Consider the following 14,113-nt stretch of genomic DNA (forward strand, 5'->3'; position numbering starts at 1 on the left):
AGGGAACAAGCGGCAATCACGGTGAGCGCCGCGCAAGATAAGGAATCCCATCATGTTCTTCGCCACTGCACCCGCCGCCTTTCAAGCCTCTTTGCGCCGCCCTGCCCACTCCGGCAGTGCTCATGCGGTCGAGCGCTTTTTGAGCGACGCACTCCTCTCAGCCCGCCAAGCCGGCACCACCTACACCCAGGACGACACCAGCTTCACCCTGAGCTTGGACATGCCCGGTATCGCCAAGGAGCACCTGCGCATCGCGATTGACGGTGCGGTTGTCCGCATCCAAAGCAAGGACGATGCCCCCCGCCGCTACCGCGCCGCTTACGAGCTGCCCCAAGAGGTGGACAGCGCCTTGAGCGAGGCCAAACTCGAAAACGGCGTGCTCACGCTCAAATTGGCTAAAAAGGTACCCGTGGATACCTCGGCAGAGCTCACGATCCAGTAAGTCACCCCACGCCCCAGCGCTGCACTCACGTGCACGCGCTATCAAAAAAGGAGCTTCCCGCGCTTGATTTGCAAGCGCCGGAGGCTCTTTTCACAAGGAATGCAGGGACCAGCGCGGCTTGACGTCAAACGCGTAGTCGGTCACCGCGCTTTGCAAGCCGCTTTGCAGCCGCATCGCAGCGGCCATGGCGATCATGGCACCGTTGTCGGTGCACAAATGCAGCTCGGGGTAATGCACCCGGACGCCGCGCTTGGCGCACTCGGCATTGAGCTGCTCCCGCAATTTGCGGTTGGCCCCCACGCCACCGGCCACCACCAGGCGCTTGAGACCGGTTTGCTTCAAGGCCGTGACCGACTTCTTCAGCAAGACCTCCACAATCGCGGCTTGCGTGGATGCCGCCAGATCCGCCTGCTGTTGCGCAGGCAGGGCCTGAAAACTGGTGACGCCGCCGGCAGCCAACATGCGCTGGCTTTGCACCAGCACGGCGGTTTTGAGGCCGGCGAATGAAAAATCGAGGTTGCCGCTGTGCAACAAAGGGCGCGGCAAGGCATACGCCTTCGGGTCACCCGACTCGGCCAACTTGGAGAGCAAGGGCCCGCCGGGATAGGCCAGCCCCATGAGCTTGGCGGATTTGTCAAAGGCCTCGCCCGCCGCATCGTCGATGGTCTCGCCCAGCAGCTCGTAGCGCCCGACGCCGTCCACCCGCATCAGCTGGGTGTGCCCGCCGGATACCAACAAGGCTACGAACGGGAACTCTGGCGGGTCTTCACTCAAAAACGGCGACAGCAAATGCCCTTCCAGGTGGTGCACGCCCAGCACCGGTTTACCCAGTGCCGCGCCCAATGCACACGCCACACCCGCCCCCACCAGCAAGGCACCAGCCAATCCGGGGCCGCGGGTGTAGGCCACCACATCCACCTCTTGCAGGCTGCGGCCGCTCTCACTCAACACTTGTCGGGTCAAGGGCAGCACACGGCGGATATGGTCACGGCTGGCCAGCTCAGGCACCACGCCACCAAAGGCCTGGTGCATCTCGATCTGGCTGTGCAGGGCGTGTGCCAGCAGCGTGGGCACAGCATCGCCTTGTGACTGCACCATCGCCACCCCAGTTTCGTCACACGAAGACTCAATCCCCAACACCAGCATGCTTGATTCCTTTAGAGGCGCCGAGTGTAGAGGATGCCCCTCCAACCCGGCCAGACCCACCGCGATTCACAGACAATTGGCGCGAATCTTGCAATTCACCAGCCCATGACAGAACCCCTGCGCATCGTTGTGATTACCTCAGACCTGGCGGTGCAAGACCCCGAGGACACCCATGCGCAAGACCAGGCCGACCGCTCGCGCAGCCTGCGCATCGGATTGCTGGAAAGTGGTTTCAACCTGATCGCCTCTTTGCCGGCCGATGTGTTTTTGACCGAACGGCTGGCGCAACTCCAGCCCGACATGGTCATTGTGGATGCCGAGAGTGACGCCCGCGACGCCCTTGAGCATGTGGTCATGGCCACCCGGGACGAGCGCCGCCCGATCGTGATGTTCACCAACGACCACGACAGCCGCACCGCCCGCGAGGCGGTGGCAGCCGGGGTATCGGCCTACATCGTGGCCGGCTTGCAGCCAGAGCGGATCCGACCCATCCTCGATGTCGCGATGGCCCGCTTTGAACAAGAGCAGGCCTTGCGCCGCGAACTGGCCGACACCCGCAACGAGCTCCACGAGCTCTCCAGCGCCCTGCAAGACCGCAAGGTCATCGACCGGGCCAAGGCCCTGTTGATGCAACGCCAGTCCCTCTCCGAGGAGGCCGCTTACGCCAAGCTGCGTAAAACCGCGATGGACAAGAACCTGAAGATCGTCGAGGTCGCCCAGCGCATGCTGGATGTCGCCGACCTGCTGGGCTAAACGAAGGCACAAGGCCTGAAATGGTGCACTGCACACAAGCAGTGCATCCACACACCGTGAACCCGCCCACCCAGCGGTTATGAATAAAAAGTGCACCTAACGCCCGAATAAATTGCGCAGGTAGCTCTCTTTTTCATAGCAAACGGGCACTCACAACAGTTGGCACAGACATTGCATTGATTCTAGCAAGACCGGCAACGGTCATGCAAACGCCCCGTCCAACGGCGGGCAGGGTGAATGCATAAGGACAAAGGCGTCCCCACAGCTTCGAGAGCGCACAGCGCATCGGGGCCTGTGTGGACGCCTTTTTTGTTTTCTGGTTTTGTTTTGTGTGTTTAACCCTTCTGGAGCGAGTTCTATGACAGATCTTCTGAAAGCCAAACTGAGCCGCCGCGCGGTTCTGCAAACTGCAGCCGTCGGTGCCGCGGGCATCAGCCCTGCCCTGCGTTCGGTGGTGTATGCCGCAGGGTCGGATGCGCCAGAGAAAACCGAAGTCAAGATCGGCTTTATCCCGCTGACCGATTGCGCCAGCGTGGTCATGGCCTCGGTGTTGGGCATTGACCAGAAATACGGCGTCAAGATCATCCCCAGCAAAGAAGCCTCTTGGGCCGGTGTGCGCGACAAACTGGTCAGCGGCGAGCTCGACTTTGCACACGTGTTGTATGGCCTGGTCTATGGCGTGCACCTCGGTATCGGCGGCCCCAAGAAAGACATGGCCGTGTTGGCCACCCTCAACAACAACGGCCAGGCGATCACTCTGTCCAAGAAGCTGGCGGACAAGGGCGCCGTGGACGGCCCGGGCCTGGCCAAACTGATGGCCGCAGAAAAGCGCGAGTACACCTTTGCCCAGACCTTCCCCACAGGCACCCACGCCATGTGGCTGTACTACTGGATGGCGGCCAATGGCATCAACCCGATGAAGGACTCCAAGGTCATCACCGTGCCGCCACCCCAGATGGTGGCCAACATGCGTGTCGGCAACATGGATGGCTTCTGCGTGGGCGAGCCCTGGAACCACCGCGCCATCATTGACGGCATCGGCGTGACCGCCGCAACCACACAGGACATCTGGAAAGACCACCCTGAAAAAGTGCTGGGCACCACCGGCGACTTTGTCAAAAAGTACCCCAACACCGCCCGCGCCGTGACCGCCGCCATTCTGGAGGCTGGCAGATGGATTGACGCCAGCTTGTCCAACAAAAACAAGATGGCCGAAACGATTGCCGACAAGAGCTATGTCAACACCAGCGTCGACGCGATCAATCAGCGCATTCTGGGCCGCTACCAGAACGGCATGGGCAAGACCTGGGACGACCCGAACTTCATGAAGTTTTACAACGACGGTGCGGTCAACTTCCCCTACCTGTCGGACGGCATGTGGTTCCTGACCCAGCACAAGCGTTGGGGCTTGCTCAAAGACCACCCTGACTACCTGACCGTGGCCAAGCAGATCAACCAAATCGACATCTACAAACAAGCCGCCACGGCCAGCAAGACCCCGCTGCCCAAGAGCGATATGCGCAGCAGCAAGCTGATGGACGGCGTGGTATGGGAAGGCAAGGATCCCAAGAAATACGCCGACGGTTTCAAGATCAAAGCATAAGGAAGCCCCACCATGGTCAGCGCCGTTTTTCATTCGCCGATAGCCACTGCCGACGACGGCACTGCTATCAAAACAGAAGCTACCAGTGCAGATTTGACGGGCGCCAAGGCCCCAAAGTCTGCCCAAACAAGCGTACTGGCACCCGCCGCTGCGCCTGGCTTTGATTGGAGCGGCCTGATGCTCAAGGTGTTGCCACCCTGCTTCGGGCTGGCACTGCTGATCGGCATCTGGGCCATGGTGAGCATCGGCACGGCCAGCTCCATCCCCAGCCCGCTGGAGACCTGGAAGCAGGCTGTCGTGATCTTCAGCGACCCGTTTTACAGCAAGGGGCCGAACGACCAGGGCGTGGGCTGGAACATCTTGTACTCGCTGCAGCGCGTCGCGTTGGGCTTCGGTCTGGCCGCGGTAGTGGGTATTCCGGTGGGCTTTTTGATCGGGCGGTTTGAGTTTTTGAGCCGCATGTTCAACCCGCTCATCAGCCTGCTGCGCCCGGTGTCGCCATTGGCCTGGTTGCCGATTGGTTTGCTGGTGTTCAAGGGTGCGAACCCCGCCGCCATCTGGACCATCTTCATCTGCTCCATCTGGCCCATGATCATCAACACCGCAGTGGGTGTGCAGCGCGTGCCGCAAGACTACATGAACGTGGCCCGCGTGCTCAACCTCAGCGAGTGGAAGATCGTCACCAAGATCCTGTTCCCCTCCGTGCTGCCTTACATGTTGACCGGTGTGCGCTTGGCGGTGGGCACAGCCTGGCTAGTGATCGTGGCCGCGGAGATGCTGACCGGCGGCGTAGGCATCGGCTTCTGGGTGTGGGACGAGTGGAACAACCTCAACGTCAAGAACATCATCATCGCCATCTTCGTGATCGGCATCGTGGGCCTTTTGTTGGAGTTCGCCCTGATCAAGTTGGCAACTGCATTCACATTTGAAGAGGTGAAGTCATGAGCATCGAATCCATGAACGCCAAGTACATCGAAATCCAGGGCGTGGACCAAACCTTCAAGACCAAGAAGGGCCTGTTCCCGGCGCTGCGCAACATCAACCTCAATGTAGCCAAGGGCGAGTTTGTAGCCCTTATCGGGCACAGCGGTTGCGGCAAGTCCACCTTGCTGAACCTGATTGCCGGCTTGACCATGCCCACCCAGGGCTCACTGATCTGCGCCAGCCGCGAGATTGCCGGCCCCGGGCCCGAGCGCGCCGTGGTGTTCCAGAACCACTCGCTGCTGCCCTGGCTCACCTGTTTCGAGAACATTTATCTCGGCGTGGAGCGCGTGTTCGGCACCCGCAATCCCGGCGCGCCGGCGGAGACCAAAGCGCAGCTCAAGGCTCGCACCGATGCTGCACTGGCCTTGGTGGGCCTGACGGCAGCCGCCCAAAAGCGCCCTGGTGAGATCAGCGGTGGCATGAAGCAGCGCGTGGGTATTGCCCGTGCGCTGGCCATGGAGCCCAAAGTGCTGTTGATGGACGAGCCCTTCGGCGCGCTCGATGCGCTGACCCGCGCCAAGCTGCAAGACGAGTTGCTGGAGATCGTGGCCCGCACTGAGAGCACCGTGGTCATGGTGACCCACGATGTGGACGAGGCCGTGCTGCTGTCCGACAAGATCGTGATGATGACCAACGGCCCCGCCGCCACCATCGGCGAGGTGCTCAGCGTGAACCTGCCCCGCCCTAGATCCCGCGTAGCCCTGGCTGATAGCCCGGAGTACCTGGGCTACCGCAAGGCGGTGATTGACTTTTTGTACACCCGCCAAGCCCACGTCGAAAAAGCCGCTTGAGGAGCCACATCATGGACATGCGCGTTAAAACAAAACAAAAACTCGTGATGATCGGCAACGGCATGGCCGGTGTGCGGACCATTGAAGAGCTGCTCAAGGTCGCACCGGACCTGTATGACATCACGGTCTTCGGTGCCGAGCCGCACCCCAACTACAACCGCATTTTGCTGAGCCCCGTGCTCGCCGGTGAGCAGACCTTGGACGAGATCGTGCTCAACGCATTTGAGTGGTACGCCGAGAACGGCATCACCCTCCATGCCGGCAAAAAAGTGACCGAGGTGGACCGCGTCAAACGCGTGGTGAAGGCGTCGGACGGGACCGAGGCCGAGTACGACCGCTTGCTGATTTGCACCGGCTCCAACCCCTTCATCCTGCCCGTGCCCGGCAAGGACCTGCAAGGTGTGATCGCCTACCGCGACATTGCCGACACCAACGCAATGATCGAGGCGGCCACCAAATACCAACACGCAGTCGTCATCGGCGGCGGGTTGCTGGGCCTGGAAGCGGCCAACGGCCTGATGCTGCGCGGCATGCAAGTCACCGTGGTGCATGTGCAGCCCACGCTGATGGAGCGCCAGCTCGACACCGTGGCCGGCGGCCTGCTGCAGAAGTCGCTGGAGGAACGTGGCCTGAAGTTCCTGATGGGTGCGCAAACGCAGGAGCTTGTGGGCGGTGAAGACGGCCGAGTGAAGAGCATTAAGTTCAAAGACGGCACCGAGGTACCTGCCGACCTCGTGGTCATGGCCGTGGGCATTCGCCCCAACACCGAGCTGGCGCAAAGCATGCGCCTGCATGTAGACCGCGGCATTGTGGTCACCGACACCATGCAAACCGTGACCGACGCGCGCATCTACAGCGTGGGTGAATGCGCTGCCCACCGCGGCATTGCTTACGGCCTGGTCGCGCCCCTGTTTGAGCAGGCCAAAGTGGCAGCCAACCACTTGGCCGAGTACGGCATCGGCCGCTACCAGGGTTCGCTGACCTCCACCAAACTCAAGGTCACAGGCATCGACCTGTTCTCGGCCGGTAACTTCACGGGCGGTGAAGGGTTTGAAGAAATCGTGATGAGCGACCCCTTCGGCGGCGTCTATAAAAAGCTGGTCATTAAAGACGACAAGCTGGTAGGCGCCTGCATGTACGGCGACACGGTGGACGGTAGCTGGTACTTCAAGTTGCTGCGCGAGGGCCGCAATGTGGCCGACATCCGCGACAAGCTGATGTTCGGCGAAGGCGGCGCCAACATCGGCGACGTGGGCCACCAGGGCCAAAACAAGGCTGCCGCCATGGCCGACAGCGACGAGGTCTGCGGCTGCAACGGCGTCACCAAGGGCACCATCTGCAAGGCCATCAAAGAGAAAGGCCTGTTCACCCTGGACGAGGTGAAAAAGCACACCAAGGCCAGCGCATCCTGCGGCTCTTGCACTGGCTTGGTGGAGCAGATCATCATGTTCACCGCCGGTGGCGACTATTCGGCCACGCCCAAGAAGAAGGCCATGTGCGGCTGCACCGACCACAGCCATCAGGAAGTGCGCGATGCCATTTTCGCCAACAAGTACCTCACGATTGCAGAGGTGCAAAAGAACATGGGCTGGAAGACACCCAACGGTTGCTCCAGCTGCCGCCCTGCGCTCAACTACTACCTGATCTCCAGCTGGCCCAAGCTCGCCAAGGATGACCCGCAAAGCCGCTTCATCAATGAGCGCAGCCACGCCAACATCCAGAAAGACGGCACTTACTCCGTGATCCCTCGCATGTGGGGTGGAGAGACCACTGCTGACGAGCTGCGCCGCATTGCGGACGCGGTGGACAAGTTCAAGATCCCCACTGTCAAAGTCACCGGCGGCCAGCGCATCGACTTGCTGGGCGTCAAGAAAGAAGATTTGCAAGCCGTGTGGCAAGACATCGGCATGCCCAGCGGCCACGCCTACGCCAAAGCCTTGCGCACGGTGAAGACCTGCGTAGGCAGCGAGTGGTGCCGCATGGGCACTCAGGACAGCACCCAGATGGGCAAAGACCTCGAGCGCGCCCACTGGCGCATGTACGCCCCGCACAAGGTGAAATACGCCGTGTCCGGCTGCCCGCGCAACTGCGCAGAGGCCGGCATCAAGGACGTGGGCATCATCGGCGTGGACAGCGGCTGGGAGATGTACATCGCAGGCAACGGTGGCATCAAAACCGAAGTGGCGCACTTCTTTGTCAAGCTCAAAACCGCCGAGGAAGTGCTGGAGTACACCGGCGCCTTCATGCAGCTCTACCGCAAAGAGGGCTGGTACCTGGAGCGCACGGTGCATTTTGTCAGCCGTGTGGGCCTGGACTATGTGAAGAAGCGCATCTTGGAGGACGCCGAAGGCCGCAAGGCCCTGAACGAAGAGCTGCTGTTCGCACTCGACGGTGAGCCCGACCCGTGGTTCGATTTTCAGGACGCACAGGTCGACACCCGCCAGTTCGCGCCGGTGGCCGTCGCCTAAGCATGGGAGGAGCCGACATGCAACGCCGAAGCCTGATCACAGCCGCCGCTGCGAGTGCCTTGGCACTCGCCCTGCCCGCCGCAAACGCGCAGGTGGCGGACCTGAGCGACGCCATCAACAAAGCCGGCCGCCAGCGCATGCTGAGCCAGCGCATGGGCAAGGCCTGGCTGGCCATGCTGCTGAGCGTGGAGAAAACCAGCGCCCAGCTGGTGCTGGACAAGTCGATCACCCTGTTCGACCGGCAGCTACTAGAGCTCAAAGCCTTTGCGCCCAACCCCGAGGTGCTGGCCACCTACACCAAGCTCGATAGCGCCTGGAGCGACTACAAAACCCTGTTGGTTGGCAAAGCACCAACCCGCGAGGCCGCGGCCGCCCTGCTGCAGCAAGACGCCAAGGTGCTGGCACTGGCCCACCAGGGCACACAGCAGTACGAGGCGGCACTGGCCAAGCCGGTGGGCAAACTGGTGAACGTCGCAGGGCGCCAGCGCATGCTGAGCCAGCGCATGGCCAAGTACTACCTGGCCACCACCTTGCCGGTGGATGCTGCGACCGCGGGCATGGAGCTCAACAAGGCGCGCAGCGAATTCACCGCAGCGATGCAGCTGCTCAAAAGCGCACCGGAAGCTACCTCGCGCATCAAAGACGAGCTGACCCTCGGCGACGCCCAGTGGGTGTTTTTTGACAACGCCTTGCAGAACCTGCAAGAGGGCGCGCAACGCCCACGCCCGATGGCGGATGTGTACCTGGCCAGCGAAAACCTGCTCACCGTGATGGACCGGGTGACCGGCCTGTATGCGGCCATCAAAACCTCATAAACACCAAATAAGCCTCTGGCGCAAACAGCACTTGCGCCAATAGCTATCAAAACAATAGCATTCAGGAGAAACCGCATGACCGAATGGACCCGCATCTGCACCCTCGAAGACATCCCCGTGCTGGGCTCCCGCCGCGTGGAACGCAGCACTGGACTCGATGTCGCCGTCTTCCGCAACAGCCAGGACGAAGTGTTTGCGCTATTGGACCGCTGCCCGCACAAGGGCGGCCCGCTCTCCCAAGGCATTGTGTTCGGCACCAGCGTGGCCTGCCCGCTGCACAACTGGACCATCGGCCTGTGCGACGGCCAGGCCAGCGCGCCTGATGAGGGCTGCACACCCAAATTCAGCGTGAAGCTGGAAGAGGGCTTGGTGTACCTCAATGCAGCCGAGCTTCAGAATCACGGCACCGATTTGGTGCGCCCCATCGCGGGGCCAAAACCACGCCCCACCACCGCAGCCTGACGCACCATGGATTTGGTCAAGGAAACCCAAAGCACCTGCCCCTATTGCGGCGTGGGCTGTGGCGTCATCATCCAGAGCACCGGCAACCAGATCACTGGAGTCAAAGGCGATCCACAGCACCCGGCCAACTTCGGGCGGCTGTGCTCCAAGGGCAGCACGCTGCACCTGACGGCGACCGCCGAAGTCACCCTGCAAACCCGCTTGCTGCAACCCCTGCAGCGCCTGCAGCGCCTGCAGCGTGGTGCCGCGCCTGAGCCAGTGACCTGGGACAGCGCGCTGCACACCGCCACCACGAAATTTGCCCAAGTGATCCGCGACCACGGGCCAGACGCTGTGGGCTTTTACGTGAGCGGCCAGTTGCTCACCGAGGACTACTACGTCTTCAACAAGCTGGCCAAAGGGCTGATCGGCACCAACAACATCGACACCAACTCCCGCCTGTGCATGAGCAGCGCGGTGGCTGGCTACAAAAAAACACTGGGTGCCGACTCGCCACCTGCCAGTTACGAAGACCTCGGGCTGGCCAGCACGCTGTTTATCGCTGGCTCGAACGCCGCCTATGCCCACCCCATCCTGTTCCGCCGCATTGAAGACGCCAAGGCCGCCAACCCCGCGCTGAAGATCGTGGTGGTGGACGTGCGTCGCACCGACACCGCCGAGGCTGCAGACCTGTTCCTGCAAATCCAACCCGGCACGGACGTGATGCTGTTCAACGGCATGCTGCACCTCATGCTGTGGGAAGGCTGGACCGACGCGGCCTACATTGCCGCCCACACCGAAGGCTTTGACTCACTCAAGGCGCTGGTGCGCGACTGCACGCCTGATGCGGTCGCCGCCGTCTGCGGCATCCGCAAAGCAGAGCTGATGGAGGCCACGCGCCTGTTTGCGCAGTCCAGCGCCACCCTCAGCTTGTATTGCATGGGCTTGAATCAGTCCAGCGCCGGCACCGCTAAAAACACCGCGCTCATCAACCTGCACTTGGCCACCGGCCAGATCGGCAAGCCGGGCGCCGGCCCTTTCAGCCTGACCGGCCAGCCCAATGCCATGGGCGGGCGCGAAGTGGGTGGCTTGGCCAACCTGCTCTCCGCCCACCGCGACCTGGCCAACCCCACCCACCGCGCCGAGGTGGCTGCACTCTGGGGTGTGCCCAACGTGCCCGAGAAGCCCGGCAAAACCGCGATCGAGATGTTCCAAGCCACGGCCGATGGCGAGATCAAGGCCCTATGGATTGCCTGCACGAACCCGGCCCAGAGCCTGCCCGACCAGGCCACCGTGCGCCGCGCCTTGGAGCGCGCCGAGTTCGTGGTGCTGCAAGAAGCCTTTGCCACCACCGCCACCGCCCGCTACGCCGACCTGCTGCTGCCAGCCACCACTTGGGGCGAGAAGGAAGGCACCGTCACCAACAGCGAGCGCCGCATCTCCCGAGTGCGCGCCGCAGTCGCGGCACCCGGCCCGCAAGACAACGGCTCGCGCCACGACTGGGCGATTGCTGTGGACTTCGCGCAGCGCTTGGAGTCGGCACTGGGCCGCACACCCGCCTTGCCCACCCTGTTCCCCTACCCCACGCCCGAGTCGGTATGGAACGAGCACCGCGAAAGCACCCGGGGCCGGGACCTCGACATCACCGGCATGAGCTACGCGCAGCTGGAAGCAACCCCACTGCAATGGCCCATGCCCGAAGGCACCACCAGCGGCAAAGTGCGCTTGTATGAGGACGGCGTCTTCCCCACGCCCACCGGTCGCGCCCGCTTTGTAGCCGCGCCCTACACCCCGGTGGCAGAGCAACGCGAAGCGCGCTACCCCTTCGCCCTGACCACCGGCCGCCTGCGTGACCAGTGGCACGGCATGAGCCGCACCGGCACCCTGGGCCGCTTGTTCGGCCACGTGCGCGAGCCTGCCTTGCACATGCACCCACAAGACATGTCCCGCCGCCTCTTGGCCGAGGGCGATTTGGTGCACATCACCAGCAAGCGCGGCTCCATCCTCGCGCCGGTGCAGGCCAGCACCGAAGTGGGCTTGAGCCAAGTATTTCTGCCCATGCACTGGGGCGACGAGTTTTTGAGCGGCCAGAGCAACACCGGCGAGCGCTTGGGCGGCGTGAACGCGCTGACCAGCCCCGTGTTTTGCCCTGACTCCAAACAACCCGAGCTCAAACACGCTGCCGTCAAAGTGCTCAAGGCCGACATGCCCTGGGGCGTGACAGCTCTGGCCTGGTTGCCCGCCGACCTAGTGCTGGCCCGCCGCACCAAGCTGCAGGCCTTGATGGCCCGCTTTGAATTCGCCAGCTGCGTATTGTTCGGCAACGATGCCGCACTAGGCCAAGCTGGGCGCACCGGCGTGATGTTCCGCGCGGCAGGCAGCGCTCCGCCGGATGATGCGCTGCTGGCGCAGATCGAGACCCTGTTGGACCTGCAGGGGCCAGACGCCGTACGCTATGCCGACCCCAAGCGCGGCCAGCGCCGTGTGGTGCGGCTACAGCGCAGCACGGTCAACGCCACACTGGAAGGCTTTTTGCTCAGTGGCGATACCCAAGCCCGCGACTGGATGGCGGCCCTGCTGCGCGAAGAGCAACCCGCCCAGAACTACGGCCGCGCCCTATTGGCTGGCGGCGCCCAAGCGCCCCTGCCGGTGCTCAGCAAAGGCAAAACCGTGTGCACCTGCTTCAACGTGAGCGATATCGCCATCACCGACACACTGTCGCGCTGCACCGGCAACGACGCCGAGCGCCTAGGCCAACTGCAAAAAACCCTGCAATGCGGCACCAATTGCGGTTCCTGCATTCCGCAATTGCAGCGCATGGTCAAGGCGACGCCGATGGCGGCAGTGCCGGCTGATGCATAAGAACATAGCCGAAAGTTATCAGGCTTCACCGACAATCGCGGCATGGCTATTGGCAACTACATCAAAGAAATCGGTCGCGGCAAAGACGGCGCACGTGCGCTCAACCGAGCGCAGGCGGCCGACCTGCTGGGCCAAGTGCTAGACGGCACCGTCACCGACCTCGAAGTGGGCGCCTTTTGCCTGGCCATGCGCATCAAGGGCGAAACCGCCATTGAGATGGCCGGGTTTCTGGACGCCGTACGCAGCCGCATGGCCCTGCTGCCCGCCAGCGATGTTCCGGTGGTGGTCATTCCCAGCTACAACGGTGCGCGCAAACTGCCGCTGCTGACGCCGCTGCTGGCCCTGTTGCTGGCACGCGAAGGCCTGCCTGTGCTGATCCACGGCACCGCTACCGAGGACAAGCGCGTTTTTGTGTCTGAAGTGCTCGCAGGCCTCGGTATATCTGCGCAAGCAGCTACTAAAAGAATAGCAAATGGCAGTGTGGCCTTTGTACCGACCGGCACCCTGCTACCCGGCCTGCAGCGCCTGCTCGATGTGCGCCGCGTCGTGAACCTGCGCAACCCCGCGCACAGCTTGGTCAAACTGATGAACCCGGTGGACGGCCCGGCTCTCCTGGTGAGCAGCTACACCCACCCCGAATACGCAGTGTCCATGGCGGACACCTTCGCCTTGGTGCAAGCCAACGCCCTGCTGATCCGCGGCACCGAGGGCGAAGCTGTGGCCGACGCCCGCCGCACCCCCAAGATGCAAGCCTTCGTGGCCGGCAAGGCGACCGACCTGCAGGCCTACCAGGCCGGCTCGTTGACTGCGCTGCCGGAGCTGCCCACCGCGATCGATGCGGCCAGCACCGCGGCCTACATACAATCGGTATTGAACGGAGAGAGCCCGATTCCTGCCCCGATTGCAGAGCAAGTGGCGCACATCTTGCAGTTGCACCAAGCACTATGACAAACACCCTGAACACCCCGGCCGCAGGCCATGTCACGCTCGTGGGCGCCGGCCCCGGCGACCCGGAGTTGCTCACCCTCAAGGCCTTGAAAGCCATCCAGCAAGCCACCGTGCTGCTGGTGGACGACTTGGTGAACGACGCCATCGTGGCCCATGCCAACCCGGCGGCCCGCATCGTCCATGTAGGCAAGCGCGGCGGCTGCAAGTCGACCCCCCAGTCATTCATCGAACGCCTCATGATCACCGCAGCCCTTGAGGGCGAAAACGTGGTGCGACTCAAAGGCGGCGACCCCTTCATCTTTGGCCGTGGCGGCGAAGAGGTGGAGCACCTTGAAGAAGCCGGCATCCGCGTGTCGGTGGTCAATGGGGTGACCGCCGGACTGGCGGCGGTGACCTCCCTCAATGTGCCCCTCACCCACCGCGAACATGCGCATGGCGTGGTGTTTGTCACCGGCCACGCCAAACCCGGCGACAGCGGCACCGACTGGCCTGCACTGGCCACAGCCGCCCGCCAGGCCAAACTGACGTTGGTGATCTACATGGGCGTAAGCGGCGCTGCTGATATCCAAGCCGGACTGCTGCAAGGCTTGGCAGCCAGCACGCCGGTAGCCGTCGTTCAAAACGCCAGCCTGCCGCACCAGCGCCACGCAGTTTGCACATTGGGCGAGCTGCAGGACACCATTGTTCGCGAACATTTGGCCAGCCCGAGCGTGATCGTGGTGGGCGATGTGATGAGCGGCTTGCTGGCTGCTGCGCAAGCCGACACTACTACCGGCGCCTCTGCCGGCGCCCAACGCGCCCACTGAAACCGGCACGCAACTTGCGGCGTTGTGGGCACCCTCACCACGCACCAGTTGCCC

General features: G+C 62.8%; 12 protein-coding genes. 11 read left to right on the forward strand and 1 reads right to left on the reverse strand.

Annotation, left to right across the window (positions count from 1 at the left end; genetic code table 11):
* The first annotated feature begins 52 nt into the window (after positions 1-52).
* Positions 53-442 (forward strand): Hsp20/alpha crystallin family protein, encoded by a 390-nt coding sequence (locus RAE19_RS03430; RefSeq protein ID WP_313873600.1) that lies wholly within the window; start codon positions 53-55, stop codon positions 440-442.
* 90 nt (positions 443-532) lie between these two features.
* Here the strand turns inward: RAE19_RS03430 and tsaD are convergent, their stop codons facing one another.
* Complete coding sequence (gene tsaD, locus RAE19_RS03435) at positions 533-1,588, reverse strand: tRNA (adenosine(37)-N6)-threonylcarbamoyltransferase complex transferase subunit TsaD (protein WP_313873601.1); 1,056 nt, start codon at positions 1,586-1,588, stop codon at positions 533-535.
* 105 nt (positions 1,589-1,693) lie between these two features.
* On the opposite strand from tsaD, the gene RAE19_RS03440 reads away from it, so the two are divergent.
* From RAE19_RS03440 to cobA, 10 genes are all read left to right on the forward strand, one after another.
* Entirely contained in the window at positions 1,694-2,341 is a 648-nt protein-coding gene (locus RAE19_RS03440; RefSeq protein ID WP_313873602.1) for an ANTAR domain-containing response regulator, read from the forward strand.
* 358 nt (positions 2,342-2,699) lie between these two features.
* Entirely contained in the window at positions 2,700-3,944 is a 1,245-nt protein-coding gene (locus RAE19_RS03445; protein WP_313873603.1) for a CmpA/NrtA family ABC transporter substrate-binding protein, read from the forward strand.
* 12 nt (positions 3,945-3,956) lie between these two features.
* Complete coding sequence (gene ntrB / locus RAE19_RS03450; RefSeq protein ID WP_313873604.1) at positions 3,957-4,889, forward strand: nitrate ABC transporter permease; 933 nt, start codon at positions 3,957-3,959, stop codon at positions 4,887-4,889.
* On the forward strand, positions 4,886-5,719 hold the full coding sequence (locus RAE19_RS03455) for an ABC transporter ATP-binding protein (protein ID WP_428983960.1): 834 nt from the start codon (positions 4,886-4,888) through the stop codon (positions 5,717-5,719). The genes ntrB and RAE19_RS03455 overlap by 4 nt, the downstream gene beginning before the upstream one ends.
* Before the next feature lie 11 nt (positions 5,720-5,730).
* Positions 5,731-8,187, forward strand: a complete 2,457-nt coding sequence (gene nirB / locus RAE19_RS03460) for a nitrite reductase large subunit NirB (RefSeq protein WP_313873605.1) — start codon at positions 5,731-5,733, stop codon at positions 8,185-8,187.
* A gap of 17 nt (positions 8,188-8,204) precedes the next feature.
* Positions 8,205-9,002, forward strand: a complete 798-nt coding sequence (locus tag RAE19_RS03465) for a type IV pili methyl-accepting chemotaxis transducer N-terminal domain-containing protein (protein WP_313873606.1) — start codon at positions 8,205-8,207, stop codon at positions 9,000-9,002.
* A 75-nt stretch (positions 9,003-9,077) separates the two neighbouring features.
* Positions 9,078-9,464: a nitrite reductase small subunit NirD gene (gene nirD / locus RAE19_RS03470; protein ID WP_313873607.1), complete on the forward strand. Its 387-nt coding sequence runs from the start codon at positions 9,078-9,080 to the stop codon at positions 9,462-9,464.
* A 6-nt stretch (positions 9,465-9,470) separates the two neighbouring features.
* The gene (locus tag RAE19_RS03475) at positions 9,471-12,305 is read left to right on the forward strand and encodes a molybdopterin-dependent oxidoreductase (RefSeq protein ID WP_313873608.1); all 2,835 of its coding nucleotides are present in this window, start codon (positions 9,471-9,473) and stop codon (positions 12,303-12,305) included.
* 42 nt (positions 12,306-12,347) lie between these two features.
* Positions 12,348-13,253, forward strand: coding sequence for a DNA-binding protein YbiB (ybiB, locus tag RAE19_RS03480; RefSeq protein WP_313873609.1), 906 nt, complete (start codon positions 12,348-12,350; stop codon positions 13,251-13,253).
* On the forward strand, positions 13,250-14,059 hold the full coding sequence (cobA, locus tag RAE19_RS03485) for a uroporphyrinogen-III C-methyltransferase (RefSeq protein WP_313873610.1): 810 nt from the start codon (positions 13,250-13,252) through the stop codon (positions 14,057-14,059). Before ybiB ends, cobA begins: the two co-directional genes overlap by 4 nt.
* Positions 14,060-14,113: the final 54 nt, after the last annotated feature.

The sequence above is a fragment of the Rhodoferax potami genome (genome assembly GCF_032193805.1).
In the GTDB taxonomy this organism is placed as follows: Bacteria; Pseudomonadota; Gammaproteobacteria; order Burkholderiales; family Burkholderiaceae_C; genus Allorhodoferax; species Allorhodoferax potami_A.